This window comes from Maricaulis sp., assembly GCF_034670125.1.
Taxonomy (GTDB): Bacteria; Pseudomonadota; Alphaproteobacteria; order Caulobacterales; family Maricaulaceae; genus Maricaulis.
In genome coordinates, this window is the sequence record NZ_JAXMOC010000003.1 from 367,840 (window position 1) to 383,886 (window position 16,047).

At 63.9% G+C, this 16,047-nt stretch carries 21 protein-coding genes; 10 read left to right on the forward strand and 11 right to left on the reverse strand.

From position 1 onward, the window contains the following. Positions 1-58 precede the first annotated feature (58 nt). Complete coding sequence (locus VOI18_RS08005; RefSeq protein WP_323761873.1) at positions 59-823, forward strand: GGDEF domain-containing protein; 765 nt, start codon at positions 59-61, stop codon at positions 821-823. A gap of 7 nt (positions 824-830) precedes the next feature. Here the strand turns inward: VOI18_RS08005 and VOI18_RS08010 are convergent, their stop codons facing one another. Both VOI18_RS08010 and VOI18_RS08015 read right to left on the reverse strand, forming a co-directional pair. Beyond that, on the reverse strand, positions 831-1,043 hold the full coding sequence (locus VOI18_RS08010; RefSeq protein ID WP_323761874.1) for a YdcH family protein: 213 nt from the start codon (positions 1,041-1,043) through the stop codon (positions 831-833). Positions 1,044-1,230: 187 nt separating this feature from the next. Then, the gene (locus VOI18_RS08015; RefSeq protein WP_416374870.1) at positions 1,231-1,818 is read right to left on the reverse strand and encodes a UbiX family flavin prenyltransferase; all 588 of its coding nucleotides are present in this window, start codon (positions 1,816-1,818) and stop codon (positions 1,231-1,233) included. Between the two features lie 88 nt (positions 1,819-1,906). On the opposite strand from VOI18_RS08015, the gene VOI18_RS08020 reads away from it, so the two are divergent. From VOI18_RS08020 to VOI18_RS08030, 3 genes are all read left to right on the forward strand, one after another. Then, entirely contained in the window at positions 1,907-2,095 is a 189-nt protein-coding gene (locus VOI18_RS08020; protein ID WP_323761876.1) for a YdcH family protein, read from the forward strand. A 102-nt stretch (positions 2,096-2,197) separates the two neighbouring features. Beyond that, on the forward strand, positions 2,198-3,064 hold the full coding sequence (locus tag VOI18_RS08025) for a tetratricopeptide repeat protein (protein WP_323761877.1): 867 nt from the start codon (positions 2,198-2,200) through the stop codon (positions 3,062-3,064). A gap of 113 nt (positions 3,065-3,177) precedes the next feature. Beyond that, the gene (locus VOI18_RS08030) at positions 3,178-3,981 is read left to right on the forward strand and encodes an SDR family NAD(P)-dependent oxidoreductase (protein WP_323761878.1); all 804 of its coding nucleotides are present in this window, start codon (positions 3,178-3,180) and stop codon (positions 3,979-3,981) included. 85 nt (positions 3,982-4,066) lie between these two features. Here the strand turns inward: VOI18_RS08030 and VOI18_RS08035 are convergent, their stop codons facing one another. Both VOI18_RS08035 and VOI18_RS08040 read right to left on the reverse strand, forming a co-directional pair. Continuing rightward, a complete protein-coding gene (locus tag VOI18_RS08035) occupies positions 4,067-4,735 on the reverse strand; it encodes a DUF1013 domain-containing protein (protein WP_323761879.1) in 669 nt (222 codons plus the stop codon). Between the two features lie 167 nt (positions 4,736-4,902). Further along, a complete protein-coding gene (locus VOI18_RS08040) occupies positions 4,903-5,907 on the reverse strand; it encodes an NAD(P)H-quinone oxidoreductase (RefSeq protein ID WP_323761880.1) in 1,005 nt (334 codons plus the stop codon). A gap of 61 nt (positions 5,908-5,968) precedes the next feature. Here VOI18_RS08040 and VOI18_RS08045 point away from each other — a divergent pair, with 61 nt between their 5' ends. After that, a complete protein-coding gene (locus VOI18_RS08045) occupies positions 5,969-6,166 on the forward strand; it encodes a DUF1192 domain-containing protein (protein WP_323761881.1) in 198 nt (65 codons plus the stop codon). A gap of 81 nt (positions 6,167-6,247) precedes the next feature. Continuing rightward, positions 6,248-6,775, forward strand: a complete 528-nt coding sequence (locus tag VOI18_RS08050; protein ID WP_323761882.1) for a DUF1465 family protein — start codon at positions 6,248-6,250, stop codon at positions 6,773-6,775. A gap of 82 nt (positions 6,776-6,857) precedes the next feature. Here the strand turns inward: VOI18_RS08050 and rpmE are convergent, their stop codons facing one another. After that, positions 6,858-7,076, reverse strand: coding sequence for a 50S ribosomal protein L31 (gene rpmE, locus VOI18_RS08055; RefSeq protein ID WP_011644511.1), 219 nt, complete (start codon positions 7,074-7,076; stop codon positions 6,858-6,860). Between the two features lie 308 nt (positions 7,077-7,384). Between rpmE and VOI18_RS08060 the strand changes: the two genes are divergently transcribed. The 3 genes from VOI18_RS08060 (at position 7,385) to VOI18_RS08070 (ending at position 8,951) form a co-directional block, all read left to right on the forward strand. Further along, positions 7,385-8,299: an alpha/beta hydrolase gene (locus tag VOI18_RS08060; RefSeq protein ID WP_323761883.1), complete on the forward strand. Its 915-nt coding sequence runs from the start codon at positions 7,385-7,387 to the stop codon at positions 8,297-8,299. 82 nt (positions 8,300-8,381) lie between these two features. Beyond that, a complete protein-coding gene (locus tag VOI18_RS08065; RefSeq protein WP_323761884.1) occupies positions 8,382-8,645 on the forward strand; it encodes a type II toxin-antitoxin system CcdA family antitoxin in 264 nt (87 codons plus the stop codon). Continuing rightward, positions 8,646-8,951, forward strand: a complete 306-nt coding sequence (locus tag VOI18_RS08070) for a CcdB family protein (protein ID WP_323761885.1) — start codon at positions 8,646-8,648, stop codon at positions 8,949-8,951. 53 nt (positions 8,952-9,004) lie between these two features. Here VOI18_RS08070 and VOI18_RS08075 read toward each other — a convergent pair whose 3' ends face one another. The 5 genes from VOI18_RS08075 to VOI18_RS08095 all read right to left on the reverse strand — a co-directional run bounded on the left by VOI18_RS08075 (position 9,005) and on the right by VOI18_RS08095 (position 14,193). Next, a complete protein-coding gene (locus tag VOI18_RS08075; protein WP_323761886.1) occupies positions 9,005-9,382 on the reverse strand; it encodes a ribbon-helix-helix domain-containing protein in 378 nt (125 codons plus the stop codon). Positions 9,383-9,579: 197 nt separating this feature from the next. Continuing rightward, a complete protein-coding gene (locus VOI18_RS08080; RefSeq protein ID WP_323761887.1) occupies positions 9,580-11,037 on the reverse strand; it encodes a S41 family peptidase in 1,458 nt (485 codons plus the stop codon). A gap of 531 nt (positions 11,038-11,568) precedes the next feature. After that, positions 11,569-12,180, reverse strand: a complete 612-nt coding sequence (locus tag VOI18_RS08085; RefSeq protein ID WP_323761888.1) for a hypothetical protein — start codon at positions 12,178-12,180, stop codon at positions 11,569-11,571. A gap of 6 nt (positions 12,181-12,186) precedes the next feature. Beyond that, complete coding sequence (locus VOI18_RS08090; RefSeq protein ID WP_323761889.1) at positions 12,187-13,197, reverse strand: peptidoglycan -binding protein; 1,011 nt, start codon at positions 13,195-13,197, stop codon at positions 12,187-12,189. 3 nt (positions 13,198-13,200) lie between these two features. Next, positions 13,201-14,193, reverse strand: coding sequence for a hypothetical protein (locus VOI18_RS08095; protein WP_323761890.1), 993 nt, complete (start codon positions 14,191-14,193; stop codon positions 13,201-13,203). A gap of 249 nt (positions 14,194-14,442) precedes the next feature. On the opposite strand from VOI18_RS08095, the gene VOI18_RS08100 reads away from it, so the two are divergent. Further along, positions 14,443-15,051, forward strand: coding sequence for an FMN-dependent NADH-azoreductase (locus tag VOI18_RS08100; protein WP_323761891.1), 609 nt, complete (start codon positions 14,443-14,445; stop codon positions 15,049-15,051). A gap of 109 nt (positions 15,052-15,160) precedes the next feature. On the opposite strand, the gene mddA is transcribed toward VOI18_RS08100, so the two are convergent. After that, entirely contained in the window at positions 15,161-15,919 is a 759-nt protein-coding gene (gene mddA, locus VOI18_RS08105) for a methanethiol S-methyltransferase (RefSeq protein WP_323761892.1), read from the reverse strand. Positions 15,920-16,047: the final 128 nt, after the last annotated feature.

A 16,047-nucleotide genomic window follows, 5' to 3' on the forward strand; every position in this document is an offset into this window, starting at 1 on the left:
TCGGGCCCAAATCGGGCCGCGTTTGACCGTTTCTTAACCACACTTGGCGAGCCTGAGCGTGAACAGAATCGAATTGGAACGTGCCATGCGCATCGGACCGACCACCCCGACCGGGAATATCTCCCGCGCCGCGAAGACCGACAAAGCCCGACCCGGCAGCGAGACACGCGCGAGTGCCGCGCCGTCTGACGCGGCCTCCATCATGGGCGTGCCGGAAGCCGAACTGACACCGAACGTCCAGCGCGCCCTGCTGTCGCTGATGGGCGAGGTCGACCAGCTCCGCAAGGAAACCGAACGCCTGCGCGGCCGCGTCCGCGAACTGGAATCCCTGGCCGACCACGACGTCATGCTGCCGGTCCTGAACCGCCGCGCCTTCCTGCGCGAAGTCAGCCGGGCGCTGGCCCTGGCCGAGCGCCACGATGCGCCGTCCGCCCTGGTCTATTTCGATCTCAACGGCTTCAAGACCCTCAATGACCAATTCGGTCATGCCGCCGGCGATGCCGCCCTGCATCATGTCTCAAACCTGCTCACCGCCCATATTCGTGAAACCGACGCGGTGGGCCGCTTGGGCGGCGACGAGTTTGCGGTGGTCCTGACCCTGACCGGCGCCGAGGGGGCGCAGGCCAAGGCCCGCGAACTGGCGGACCGCATCTCGACAACACCCTTTGACTATGCCGGTCGTCAGCTGACCGTGGACACGGCCTGGGGCTGTCAGCCGCTGCAAGCCGGCAGCAAGGCGGAAGACGTCATGGCCAGCGCCGATGCCGCGATGTATGCCTGCAAACAGGCACAGAAGTCCGACAGCGACCGCAAGCAGGCCTGATCGCCGGTCAGGCGATGATGTCTGGCGTCAGCTGGTCTTCAAGGTGCGAAATCGCATCCTTGATCCGCAGCTTTTCCTTTTTCAGACGCGCGTATTTGAGCTGGTCGATCACCCCGTTTTCGGTCAGCGCGTCGACTTCGTGATTGAGGGCGACATGCTGTTCGCGCAAACCCTCGATCCGCTCGGTCAGCGCTTGCTGGTCCAGGAATTCTCCGTCCATTCCTCAGCCGTCTCTTTCTGATCTGGTCCTGATCCGGTCACAGCCCGCGTCGGACTGTCCGCCCGCCCCGAAACCGGTTCGGCGGGACGTGCCAATTGCGCACACGAAACTGCGTGGCGCTGCCCATAGGGTAACGGCATTCGCCGGTCAAATAAATTGCCGATCACGCTGCAGATGCGAACACGACCTAGCGGCGGCCGCCTTCGAGGTCCTCGCCCCAGCGCCGGGTGCCGTCCCAGTCCAACCCGAACAGGTCGAGCGCCCGCCCGACAGACTGGTCGACCAGGTCATCAATACATGTCGGTTTGGCATAAAAGGCCGGCAGGGGCGGACAGATGACGGCACCCATCTCGGTCAGGGCCTCCATCGTCCGCAGATGGCCAAGGTGAAAGGGCGTCTCGCGGACCATCAGGACCAGCCGCCTGCGCTCCTTGAGCACCACATCCGCAGCACGGGTCAACAGACTGGAGGTCACGCCCGTGGCAATTTCCGACATGGTTTTCACTGAACACGGGGCGATCAACATGCCCCGCGTGGCAAACGATCCGGAGGCGATGGGTGCGCCGACATCGGGCATTTTGTAGACATGGTCCGCCCGGGCCCGGAAACCCTTGATCGAGACGTCGGTTTCATAACCCAGCGTCATTTCGGCGGCTTTGGAGGCGACCAGGTGGGTCTCGATGCCCAGCGCCTTGAGCGCCTCCATCGCCCGGATCCCGTAGATGATCCCGGAAGCGCCCGAGACGCCGACAATCATACGGTCCGGTTTCATCATATCTTATCCTCGAAACGTTTCGTGAGTAGACATAGTGCGGGAACCTGTTTCAATCGAGTGTTCCACTTCACAAGAGGGAGACGTCTACATGCCCATCGAAGCCCGCATCCGTGAGCTCGACGCCAAACATTCGCGTCTGGATACACAAATCGACGAGGTCAAAAAGCACCCGTCGGCGGATTCCCTGGAACTGGCGCGCCTCAAGAAGCAGAAGCTCCGAATCAAGGAACAGATAGAGGATCTTCGACTATCGGCGCACATCACACTCACGGGTTAGCTGGTTACAACAGCGCAATCATCATCGGGGCGGCTTTCGGGCCGCCCTTTTTGCGCGCTACACTCCGTCCCATACCGAAGTCGTGACCGTCTGGAGTCCCCGATGCGATTAACCGCCCTGCTTGCCGCCAGTGTTCTGCTTCTGCCCGCCGCCCCGGCCCTTGGCCAGGACATGGCTGATGGCGAACCGTCCGCATGCGCGGCCGGTCGTGCCGCGCTCGAGCTGGGCAATTCCGCGGACGCCATTGATTTTTTCCGGACCTGCCTCGACCGGGCCGAACTCGACATGAATGCCGAAATCGGCATCTACGCCGCCATGGGGGCGGCACATCTGTCGGAACAGGATTTCCAGGCGGCACTGGAAGCCTACAACTTCGCCTTCGCCATTGTCGAAACCAATGGCGGTCGGGTGGTCGAACCCAGCCTGTATCGCAATCGCGGGATTGCCCGCTCCGAGCTCGGACAGCTGGACGGCGCGCTTGACGATCTGCTGCGCGCCGCCGCGGCTGCCCCCGACGACACGCTGACCCAGATCAATCTGGGCGTGGTCTATCAGGGTCTGGGCCGCGATGCCGATGCCGTGGTCGCCTTTGATACCGTGGTTCGGCTCGAGCCGGACTGGATCGGCGCCTGGATCAACCGGGCTGGCGCCCTGCTGGATGTCGGCCTGACCGGCGCCGCTGTCGAGGATGCCCGCCGGGCTGTGGAACTGGCGCCGGAAGACGGTACCACGCTGAACATGCTGTGCTGGACCCTGATCCAGGACGGCCGCGCCGAAACGGCCCTGCCCTTGTGCGAAATGGCGGTTGCGGCCGAGCCGGATATCGGCGCCATCGTGCATTCCCATGCGACGGCACTGGAGGCCGTGGGGCGCGCCGACGAGGCCCGTCGCCTGTTCCGTCGGGCCTGGCGCCTGGCGCCGGATGATCCGGAAATCACACAGGATTACGAGCGCACACACAATCCCTGACCGATCCGCCATTCCAGGCGCAGGGGCCGATGGATTGCCAGCGCGCTCTGCCTGTGCGAGGTCAGCGGACTTGAAACGCGCCGTTTTGTCGGTGTCGACTATGGGGACTGAAGATGGGTGACCGCGTCGCAATCGTCACTGGCGGTGCCAATGGCATCGGCAAGGCCTGTGCCCGCCGCCTCGCCGAGGATGGCTGCCACGTCGTGATCGCCGATGTCGACGTGTCGGCCGGCCAGGCGCTGGCCGAGGAGCTGGGAGCCGACAAGGGCAAGGCCCTGTTCGTGTCCTGCAATGTCGCCGACCGCCTGGCGGTCAACAATCTCCTGTCCGAGACCCGGTCGACTTTCGAGCGCCTGGATGTGCTCGTCAACAATGCCGGGATCGTTGCGGGCGGTGACATCCTGACCCTGTCGGAATCGGATTTCGACAAGGTGATGGGCGTCAACCTGCGTGGCGCCTTCCTGGTTGCCCGGGAAGCGGCCCGGCAGATGGTCGACCAGATCGAGGAGGATGGCGAGCGCGCCGAGGATGTGCGCCGCCGCTACGCGATCATCAACATGTCCTCGGTCAATGGCGTCATGGCGATCCCGGACCAGCTGGCCTATTGCGCCACCAAGGGTGCGATCAACCAGATGACCAAGTCGATGGCCCTGTCGCTGGCGAAGTACGGCATCCGCGTCAATGCGATCGGGCCCGGCAGCATCAATACCGACGTGCTCAAGGCGGTGAATGACAACCCTGAAGCGATGGACAAGATCATGTCGCGCACCCCGCTGCAGCGGATCGGGGACCCTGACGAGGTCGCCTCGGTCGCCTCCTTCCTGGCCTCTCGCGACGCCAGCTACATCACCGGCACCACGATCTATGCCGACGGCGGCCGCCTGGCGATGAATTACACGGTGCCGAAAGGCGGGTAGTCAGGCAACGCCTGCCATCACGCGGACACGAAAAAGGCCTGGAACCCGCCGGTTCCAGGCCTTTTGTCTTGCAGCGGCTGGCTGCCTATTCGGACTTGGGACCGCCAAACAGGGTTTCCAGGTTGATTTCCGCTTCCTCGGCCGGCTTTTCCTCGGCCTGGTGCAGGTCTTCCTGGGCTTTCAGCGTATCGGTCAGCAGCTCGGGATTTTCCTCCTCGAGCTTGCGGCGACGGGCCGAGGCCTTCTTGACCTGCTCGTCGAGGTCGATCTGGGTGCACAGACCCAGCGACACCGGGTCGGTCGGCTTGATGTTGGACGAGTTCCAGTGGCTGCGCTCACGCACGGCCTGGATCGTCGTCTTGGTCGTGCCGATCAGCTTGGAGATCTGCGCATCGGCCAGTTCCGGGTGGTTGCGGACCAGCCAGGCGATGGCGTCAGGCCGGTTCTGGCGGCGCGACAGCGGCGTGTAACGCGGCCCACGGCGCTTGGCCGGCTGGTGCAGGCCGGAGTATTTCGGCTTCACCACGGTCATGCGGTACTTGTCGCTCTTCTCGGCTTTCTCGATCTCTTCACGCGTCAGCTGACCGTTAGAAATCGGGTCGGCGCCGCGGACACCGACGGCGACGTCGCCATCAGCAATGCCCTTCACTTCGAGCGGATGCAGGCCGCAGAAATCGGCGATCTGGTCGAAGGTCAGCGAGGTATTGTCGACGAGCCAGACGGCCGTCGCTTTCGGCATCAGGATCTCGGTCATGATCTCAGCTCCCAAGGGATGGATTTAAGGGCACAAAAACAAGAAAAGCCCGACGCGGCGGCCGGGCTTGGGCTTCCGACGCTGGTGGCAGGATCTGCACCATCCAGCGATTTGATGCATTTATAACGCAGACCGGGGCCGCTGCAAAGCCGGGCGGCCTGCACAATTCAGCAATCCAGGAGTATTTTACCAGCGTGCTCACCGGAATCGAGCCGTTCGTGCGCGGCGCGGACATTGTCGAGCGCATAGCGGCTGTCGATCAGCGGGCGTAACGCCCCCGCAGCGATCCACGGCCACACCGTCTGGCGGATGGCTGCCGCCAGGCGCGCCTTTTCCTCGACCGGGCGGGCGCGCAAAGTCGAACCGGTCAGGGTGATCCGTTTGAGCATGACCCGCATCAGATCCACCTCGACCCGGCTCCCGGCCAGAAAGGCTATCGATACGATGCGGGCACCGACCCGGGCGCAATTGATGTTCTTCTGCACATAGCCGCCGCCGACCATGTCGAGGATGACATCGGCCCCGCCCGCTTCGGTCACCACGGTCTCGAAATCCGTGTCGCGGTAATTGATCGCGATATCGGCGCCCAGTTCGCGGCATTGCGCGACCTTTGCGGCCGTGCCGGCCGTGGCGATCACCCGTGCACCGGCAGCCTTGGCCATCTGGATCGCAGTTGAACCGATGCCGCTTGTCCCGCCATGAACCAGAAATGTTTCGTCTTGCGACAAAGCGCCGGTCTCGAACACATTGGCCCAGACCGTGAAGACGGTTTCCGGCAGACCGGCCGCATCCGCGACCGGCACACCATCAGGTACCGGCAGGACCGACCCCGCCGGGGCGACGGACCAGTCCGCATATCCGCCGCCTGCGACCAGCGCGCAGACCGCATCGCCCGGGCTGAATCCGGTCACGCCCTCGCCGAGTGCCTCGACATGACCGGCGACTTCCAGACCCAGGCCCTCCGGTGCACCGGGCGGGGCCGGATAGAAACCCAGGCGCTCGATCTGGTCGGGCCGATTGACGCCGCAGGCCGTGTTGCGGATCAGGATGTCTCCGGCTGCCGGTGTCGGCACGGGTCGGCTGACGACGTCCAGAACGTCCGGCCCGCCGGGCTCGCGCGCGATCACGATGCGATTTTCAGACGTCTGTCGCCGGGTCTTGGTATCGGTCATGGGACTTTGCCCTCCATCGCGCTATTATCTGCCGACACAAAGCTGATGTGGAGGCCAGACCATGTTTCACGACGAGGAGAGCATCGCAAGCCAGCGTGCCAAGCAAGGCATCATCCCGGGTGAGGACCTCAGTGCCCTGTCGCTGGACGACCTGGCCGAGCGCCGCAGCCTGCTGGAAGCCGAGATCGGGCGCATCGACGAGATCACTGACAAAAAGAAAGCCGGTTTGAACGCGGCCGACGCGGTGTTTAAGTTTTGATCAAACTCTTTGGGCACTGTGTGGCCCAAGGCTTGCTACGATTCGCCCAATACCCGTGATCGACGCTCAAATGGACCCGCAATGACCGACAGTCAGACACCGACCCTTTTCCCCGCCGGCGGCGCGCCTGCCGCCCGGGCCCAGGACTTCGCCGCTTCGGAAATGTTCCAGAAGCTGTTCCGCGAAGGCATGGACATGGTGGAAGAGACGGCCAGCTATCTGGACGGGCCGGGTCGTGATGATTCCAAGGCGCTCGACAGGGCAGGTGCCCTCTCCTACGCGACAGAGAGCATGAAACTGACCACGCGCCTGATGCAGGCGGCCTCCTGGCTGCTGGCCCAGCGGGCCGTCGCCGAAGGCGAAATGTCGGCCGAGGCGGCAACGGACGGCAAATACCGGCTCACCGCCGATCGTCCGGCTGAAAACCTGTGGCCGGAAGGCGAAACCCCGCCGGCCGTGCTGGGCGACCTGGTACGCCGCTCACGCTCGCTCTACGCCCGTCTCAAGCGGATTGACGACAATCTCTATGCCGATGGCGTGATCGAGGCCGAGGCCAATCCCGTCGGCGACCAGATGGCCATGCTGCGCGGCGCCTTCGGCCAGCGCTAGCCGCCCCGCCGCACAGCGAACAGAAAAAAGGCCCGCTCCAATCGGAACGGGCCTTTTTCTTGTCGCGAAGGACGTCGAAAGCTTACGCGAAGCCCTTGAACTTGTCCTTGAAGCGCGAAACGCGGCCGCCACGGTCCAGCAGGTGCTGGTTGCCGCCGGTCCAGGCCGGGTGCGACGTCGGATCGATGTCGAGATTGATCGTATCGCCTTCCTTGCCCCAGGTGGATTTGGTCTGGAAGGTGGTCCCGTTGGTCATCACGACATTGATGACGTGATAATCGGGATGAAGGTCCTTTTTCATCGGTCCGGCTCTCTCTTGTCCGCCGCGCCACGGGATTACGTTGCCCCGCACGCAGCTCATATAAACTCAGGAGCGCGGCTAGTAGCTGAAGATGCCGGCCATGGCAAGCGGGCCATGGAGTCTGGCCGCCCGGTCATGGACCAGCGGCATCGCCGCGGGCAGCGGTTTGACGGAATCGGCTCCGGTCCTGCGCGGAGACTGCCTCACGGGCGACCGACCGACTGTGCAATCTCCTGACCCGCCCTTGCCGGGATGGATCAAATCACCCAGCCTGCCGCATCTTTTTTGGTCGCTCCGGAGTGCTGCACATGCTGCGCCTGCCCACCTTGCTTGCCTGTCTCGCCCTGGTCACCGCCGCCGGGAACCCGGTGCTTGCACAATCAAACACCACGAGCCAGCCCGCCGCCGACGGGGCCGTCATCCCGCTGGGCATCCGCCACGAAATCCGGTCCGAGACCCTGGGTCAGACGCGGACGATCAATATCTGGCTGCCACCGGGTCACGACACCGCCGAGACGCCCTACACGGTTCTCTATCTCATCGATGGCGGGGTTGATCAGGACTTCCCCCACATCGCCGGCCTCGCGCAGCTGGGCGTCATCAGCTGGCAGTTCCAGCCCCTGATCGTGGTAGGCATCGAGACCGAGGTCCGCCTCCATGAGCTGACACCGTCGCCTCAGGACCACCGCTATGTCGAGAGCTTCGACACGGCTGGCGGTGCCTCCGATTTCCGCCGCTATATTGCCGACGACATTATTCCCTTCATCGAAAGCCATTACCGGGTCGGCGACCGGCGCGCGATCATCGGCGAAAGCCTGGCCGGCCTTTTCGTGGTCGACACCCTGCTCGAGCAACCCGAGCTGTTTGACGACTACATCGCGGTGTCGCCCAGCCTGTGGTGGGACGATCAGGCTGCGGCGAAAGCCGCCGCCGAGCGCCTCGCGGCAGCAGATCGCGACGACTGGCGCCTGTATCTCACCATGGCCGATGAAGGCGGCACCATGCAGGCCGGGCTCGACCGGCTGCTGCTCGCCCTTGAGGGCACGCCCGGCGCGCCGGAATGGCGCCACGTCGACCGCAGCACCGATGAGACCCATTCCACCATTTACCATCCGGCCGCCCTGGATGCGCTCCGCTGGCTCTACAGTTACCCGCCCTATGACTACGGACCGGCGCCTTGGTACCTGCGCGACGGCGCCAGCCCGGAAGACGATGCCCCCTAGTCGGGCAGCCCACCCCGCCACGCGGACTGAATTGAGCTCGTCCGGCATGTGTGTATGATCATACACACATCGGAGTCCCGACATGTCCGAACCGCGATACCCCGTGACCCAGCGCCGCAAGCGCACCAACCTCACCGTCCGCGAGGACGTGATGGCCGAAGCCAAGGCCCTGGGTCTCAACACCTCCCGCGCCGCCGAAGCCGGTATCGAAGCTGCGATCCGCGAAGAGAAGGGCCGCCGCTGGCTGGAAGAGAACCGTGAGGGGATCAAGGCGCATAATGAGCGGATCGCGCGGGAGGGCATGCTGCTGCCGCCACAGTGGTGGGCCCAGCCGGAAGAGGACTGAGTGGCCCGCTTCGACCTCTACCGGATCAAGGCATGGCGCATTCCGCTGGTCGTCAGCGTTCAGGCCGAGATGCTGGATGACATCGGGAGCCGGGTGGTCATCCCGCTCAGGGCCGTCGGACCGAACGAAGCGCCGACCTTGCCGCGTCTCAATCCGGTTCTTGATATCGACGGCCACCGACATGTGCTGGAAACCACCGACCTCGGAGCGCAACCGCTATATTGGCTGGGCGCACCCATCGGCAATATCAAGGAACACCGCGACACGATCACGGCGGCGATGGACTTCCTGTTTCAGGGGTATTGAGGGAGGGGTGCTTCCTTCCCCGCCTCGCGGGGAGGCAGACTGCCCGCTGACAATCAGCCTTTCTGCTGGACCTCAAGTGAGCCGCTGATGTCGCTCTGCGGCGCGCTTGCGTCAGCTGCAACCGGGCCCTCGTCCACCATTTCCGCCATCTCGAGCATGACAAGCATCGCCGAGGCGTCTGGCCGCACAGCGAGCGCTGAAAAATAGCTCATGAGCAAGACGCAAAACGCGCCTCCAATCACTCGGTAACGGGAGCGTACGAACGCCGCGACGTCCCCGGCAGGCGCAAGCCAGTGTGAGAGGGCCTGCCGCTCACGCTCGATTCGATCGGTGATCGCGGCGCGAACGAAAGCGCTACGGCTGACGCCTGTCGTCCGGCAATGCTCTGAAAGCGCCTCCTTGAGCGGCAAGGAAAGGCGGATTTCGAGCATCTCGCTCTTTTTGGAGGCGGTCCCGGGCCGACCGCCAAGGCCGGTCCGTCTCGCAAACTTGAGCCAGTCAAATCCCATCACGGATCAACCTATCGCGGTTCAGACAGGGTCAAACTACACGACCTCAGGCATACTGGAAACAGCACTCGGGCCCTGGAGGGCGCGCTCGCCCGTGCCAGGGGCGCTGTCTCCATGGCTTATCGCAGGTTGTAGTGGTCCAGGATCTGCTGTGGCCAGCTTTCCGGGTCGCCCTGAAGCGGCACGTCCACTGGCACGCCATTCTGATTAAACCCGCCAACGGGCAGGTGCGGATTGTCCGCTATCAACGGGTAGCCCAGGGAAAAGCGCAAATCCCCAGCCCCGACGGGCGTCATCAGCACATTCTGATAATCGATGGAGCCGCGCGTCGGTGCGCCGAAACTGGTCACCCGCGTGGATCGCCCGGCCCGCAGCAGCACGGCCTCCCCGGCGCTCATCACGTCAGCGTCCACCAGGATGGCAACACGGGTCGGCTGATCGAACAGATCGTCAGGCACGCGCGCATCATTGTAGAAAGCGATATGGGCAGGTTCGGTGAGCATCGGCACCAGCGAGCCCGGGTTAGACTCCAAGCGCTGCACCAGATCAGCGAAGACGCTCTGCTCCAGGCCTGGCTGCATCCGGTCAACGATCCCGGCGTAGTACCTGATCGTATCGGGTGATGAGAGCAGAACCGGTGAATACGGATCGGGCTGGTAATCCTCGCGGGCGTCATGGGTCATGATAAAGGGGTCGAGCGGTGCGATCGCCGACGCACTGCCCCCGTGATTGCCTCTAAGATCCACAACCAGCAACTCAGCACCCAGGATATCGTCGCGATGATTGTCGGCGATCATTTGCAGGCTATCGCCGACAAGGGCGGGCGAAAAACTGGGAATGGACAGCCAGGCGACGTCAGCGTTGAGCATTTCGAACCGGGGGCGACGTGGATTGCGCGGGTCCCACTCACCGATCACCTCACCCGGCGCCGGCGCGATGCGTCCCCAGTCGACCGGTGCCATGGACAGGATCGCGTTCGATGCGATGCTGTACCCGGTCCGGATCGGCGCGCGGTCCTCGGCGCGATAGCGGATAGCTTCGGCAACGCCGTTGCGGTTTTCAAACCGCGCAGCAATGTCGCCGACCGTCCAGTCATCGGAGTCCGTGTCCACCACCACAGCGACGAACCCGCCATCCGCCTCGGGGATGATCGCAGCCTCGAAATCATCCGCTGCCCAGACGCCAACGAGGGGCCCGCGTCCCGTCGCGGATCGCGCTTGCTGACGCAATAATTGCGGGGGCAGAGCGATGCGGGCCGCGCCGGCGCGACGTCGAGCGATGTCGGCCTCGGTCAGCGCCGGGGTCGCGTTCAGAAACAGGTGTGGATCCTCGTGGGAGCGCACATAGCCCTGCAACACGCGTGTGCACTCTAGAACATCGTCTGACGCAATCCCGGATGCCTGCGCGCGGTACACGGAGCGGTTTGCCTCAGCCGCCGCGGCGAGCGCCGGCGCGTTCTCAGCGTAGAGTGCACGCGCGACATAATTGCTTTCAATCTTGGCGTCGACTTCGTCGAAAACCGTCACGCACGCCGGCGACGCCGACAGGGCCGTACTGGCCAGAAAAACAGCGAACACAATAACACCTCTCTACAGTCTGCATGAACACGGACGGTGTGCGGGACGTACCCGATCTGGAAACCCATCCGTCACGCCCGTCGCTCATCCGTCCAACGCATGTGCAGGCGCAGACCGACGCTGCGACGCCAGGCGCTCCGGTCACAAGAAAATTGCTGTTGGGACAGCCCGTCTGAGCGGATATTTCGTGTGGGGACAGCCGTCAGGCACGATCCAAGCCGAGCGGCTTCCTCACCATCCGCGCCCCATCGACCCGACGCTGTGTACCGCCAATGTGAAAGTCCGGAATCGGGACGACATCGTCAGTACGCTGGGTTTTCTGCTTCACGGGTATTGAGGAAAGGAGTAGCTCGAAGAGGGCCGCGCCCAGGCGCACTCGCAGCCATACATCCCTTGCCGAGAGAAAGCCGTATCCGGTTCTTGAGCTCAAGGGTGAAACCGCGACGCGGCGCTTCGCGCCCTTGACCTCAAGAACCGGATACGGCCCGCTGGCTGGCATAGGTTTGATGGGAAGGTCTGGGCGGGACCCAATCACCGGGGCCGAATATGGCTTTGGGCCTCGTTGACCACCTCCATGGTTCCGCCACCAATCTTGATATCCATCATAAGCAACAAAGATGTCAGGTCCGCATATTCGATGCGCTGCGCGTCCTGCCGAAGCATCGCGTCGCGCGATCCACGCGCCTGAACATCAATGCCCCAGTTTTCACTCATCGCGCTGCTGGAATTGCTCGCTCGGGATGCCGGCGTAATCCGGACGAACTCAAAGCCACGCATGATGGCAAGGCGTCGGTTCATCGCATGGCTCAGCACCAGACCGTCGATCTGGTCTCCAGGGAATGCGCGTTTGTAAGCAGCGCGGTAAGCCGAGTATCTGACATGTACCCAGACCTGATGCGGCTGGTGCAGTATCGCCGACGCTGGGTTGTCCCAGATGGGTAAATCCCTGTCCGGCCGGACCTCAACTTCTCGAGCAACAAGAAATGCCTTGAACGGTGTTCTGCCGCTCAATCGCGTTACGATCCGTCCGACATGTGTTGAAATCGTGGTCTCGTCCCGCGCCGCTATGGGCACATGCAAACACTCAGGTATCACATACTTTTTGAGGGCCTTTTCACGCGCGACACGGTCGATCTCAAACACGAGCCCCTACCGAGCCGTCAGCTTCAGCTCGATGCGCCTGTTCCGCGCATTCGCTTCGGCGCTGCGGCCTTCCACCATCGGATAGTGCTCGCCGAAGCCGGCGGCCACCAGGCGGTTGGACGGGACGCCGAGGTCTTCCATCCAGTTGACGACGGAGATCGCGCGGGCCGCCGAGAGGTGCCAGTTGGAGGGGTAGGTCGTGCGGATCGGGACCGGGTCGGTGTGGCCGTCAATGCGGATCACCCATTCCAGGTCGGAGGGGATTTCGTCGGTCAGCTGGATGATCGCATCGGCAATCGGACGCAGGCTTTCGCGGCCCTCGTTTGACAGGGCAGCCGATCCGGACGGGAAGAGCACATCCGTTTCGAACACGAAACGATCGCCGACAATGCGCACGCCGGTGCGATTGCCGAGGATGGCGCGCAGACGGCCGAAGAAGTCGGAGCGGTAGACGGCGAGCTCGGCCGCCCGTTCGGCGAGGGCAGCATTGAGCCGTTCGCCAAGATTGATGACCTGGGCCTCGGCCTCCTGGGCGCGCACCTCCGCGGCGTCGAGGGCGGCGTTGAGGGTGGCGATCTGGTTGCGCAGGGCCTGGATCTGCTGGTTGAGCAGCATCAGGGCGCGCTGGCTTTCCTCGGACAGCTCACGCTCGGCGGCGAGTTCGTCCTGCAGGGACTCGGTCTGGGCGGCGGCCAAGGCCAGCGTGCCGGTCAGGGCATCGCGCTCGGCCTCCAGCCCGCTGATCTCGCTTTCGAGGCCGGACACCCGGATTTCCAGCTCGGTATTCTCTTCCTGGGTCAGGGCCAGCTCGTCGGCCAGCTGGGCGAGCTGGGCGTTGAGAGCGGCGAGTTGCTCGTCGCGCCCCGTCAGGGCCCGCGACAGGGCGAACTGGCCGGCCACGAAGATCGACAGCAAGAAGACAATGACCAGCAACAACGTGGCCAGGGCATCGACAAAGCCCGGCCAGTGATCGCCATTATCGGCTTCCTGGAAACGCGCGAACCGCGGCGAGGCCATGGCCTATTCCCCTCCCCGCTCCCGCGATTGCAGGGCCCGGATCAGCACCCGGATCTCGTCACGCAGCGCGCGCATGGCTTCTTCCTGGGTCGCCCGGCTGTCCTCGGCGAAGCGCTGCAGCGTGGTGTCCATCTGCCGCGAGTTGCGTTCCAGCGTGTGCGAGAGCCGGTCCAGCGTCTCCGCGGTCTGCTGCAGCAGGGCACCGACATAGGCGGTCGAGACCTCGCCATCATCACCGCTCGCGGGGCCGGCGGCGGCCAGGCGCGAGATCGAGGACAGCCATTCCTCGATCTCGTTGTAGAAGCGATTCTGCGCCCGGCTGGCGTGCAGGTCGAGGAAACCGATGACCAGCGAGCCGGCGAGACCGAAGAGCGAAGAGGCAAAGGCCGTGCCCATGCCCTGGATCGGCTCCTCAATGGCGCTCATCAGCCGCATCACATCGGCTTCACCACCGGTCGAGCTTTCGGTGACGGCACTGACAGCCGCACCCACGGCACCGACCACATCGAGCAGGCCCCAGAACGTGCCCAACAGGCCGAGGAAAATCAGCAAGCGTCCGAAATAGCGGGTAAAGGCGCCGGCTTCCGACATCCGCGCACCGACCGAGTCGAGCACGGTGCGCACCGAGCCGGCCGACAGCGAAACGCGGCCATCGGCGGACGAGATCATCGAGGCCATCGGGGCGATCAGGGCTGGCGGCTTGGGCAGGGAGGCGCGTTCCTCGGCCGAGCGGAAGCGGACCAGCCAGCGCGCGGCCGGGCCGATCCCCAGCGCCTGGGCATAGGTGTAGAGAACCCCGATCACCAGTACACCCAGAATAAGACCATTGATCGCCGGATTGGCCCGGAAGGCGGCCTCCAGCGGTTCGATCAGGAATATCCCCAGGGCCGCGACCACAGCCGTGAACAGCGCCATCCAGATGATGTAGCGCCACGGCCCGGTGAAGCTCACGCCGGGTGCCTGGGTCATGTCCTGACCGGAGTTGAGAACGGGCATGCTGACCCCTCGTTAAAGCCGCCGTCTTTCCTACCCTCCCGATTGGGACAATTTGGAGGCGAGGTCAAAGGGTGGCTGCGAACTTATCGCGACCGTGAGCCGGAAATCCGGACCTCACAGCCGGTATTTATATCCAATGCGGAAACAATGAGCCGCCAGATTGCTGGTTTTTCCCGCAGTCCGCCATAGCCATTTTGCCCTCATCGCTTTTCGGGCCCCGCGCCCCACAGCCCGATGATGGAGACTGTCATGACCCAATCCGCTGCCCGCCACATCCTGCGGATCGACGCCAGCATGCGTCGCGATGGTTCGGTGACCCGCCAACTCGCCGACGCCCTGACCGGGCGCCTGGTCGCCAACCAGCCGGCCACCACGCTCACCCGCCGCGACCTGGCCGACAACCCGCCCACATTCATCGACGAAAGCTGGATCGGCGCCAACTTCACCCCGGTCGACGCGCGCAGCGACGCGCAGCGCGCCGCTCTGGCCCGCTCCGACGCACTGATCGCCGAGATCCAGTCCGCCGATACGCTGGTGATCGCCACACCGATCTACAATTTCGGGGTTCCGGCCGCGCTCAAAGCCTGGGTCGATCTGATCGCCCGCGCCGGCGTCACCTTCAGATACACCGAGAACGGTCCGGTCGGCCTGCTGGAGAACAAGCGCGCCATCATCGTGATGGCCTCGGGCGGCACCCAGTCCGGCAGCGGTATCGATTTTGCCACGCCCTATCTCAGGCACGTGCTCGGCTTCATCGGCATCACCGATGTTGAAATCATCGCCGCCGACCAGCTCGGCAAGGGTGCAGACGAGAAACTGGCCGCCGCCAGCGCAGCGATCGAGCGACTGGCAGCGTAGCTGCAAAGAGGGGACAGGTGTCATTAACGCGCGGCTCGCAGACCGTCTTGGACCCTGGGTCGACGCGTAAATTATACCTGTCCCCCGCCGGCGTGCCGTTGGCCGGCGCCTATTCCCCGGGCTGAATGGCCGGTTCCCTCCGACGCAGCTTGGGGAGAAAGGCGCCCGCCTCCTTGCGGTATTCAAGATACTCATCGCCGATCTCGTCGATCAGGTCCTTCTCCTCGAAACGATAGACAGCAATGATCATGTAGGCCGTGGTCACAACCGCAAACAGGAGATGGCCCAGCGTCATCACCGGCGCCGCCCAGAAGGCGATCATGAAGCCGGTCATCATCGGGTGCCGCACCAGACGGTAGAACAGGTGTTTGCGGAACGGGGCCCCGTTGAACGGCCGGCGCCGCAGATTGGCGAAGATCTGGCTCAGGCCGAACAGGTCGAAATGGCTGATCAGGAAGGTCGAGACCAGCACGATCAGCCAACCGGCCCAGAACAGGCCCAGCACCCCATAGGTCGCCAGCCCGTCCGGCACCGACCAGACCACGCCCGGGATCGGCTGCCAGAAGGCATAGATCACGGCCAGCACGACGGACGACAGCAAGACGTAGATCGTGCGCTCGAGATAGTCCGGAATGAGTCGGGTCCAGGCCTGCTTGAACGCCGGGCGCGCCATCACACTGTGCTGGACGGCGAACAGGCTCAACAGCGCCAGATTGACGAGGACCGCGATAACGGGCGGCCCGGCCGTGCCGGAATCAATGGTTTTCGGCACAAGCAGATTGCCGACAAACCCGATCGAATAAAGAAACACGGCGAAAAAGAATGCGTATACGGCCATGCCGAACGCGAACCCGAAATAACGGCCCATGATGAGGTGCCCCCTGCCCTTTTGGCGCCCGAACCGGCACGCCCTGATTGCAGGTTAGGGGGTTCTCCCCAAATAGACAGACCGGCCGCCCAACCAAATTATGACCAAGCCGAAGTCCGGCCCGCGGA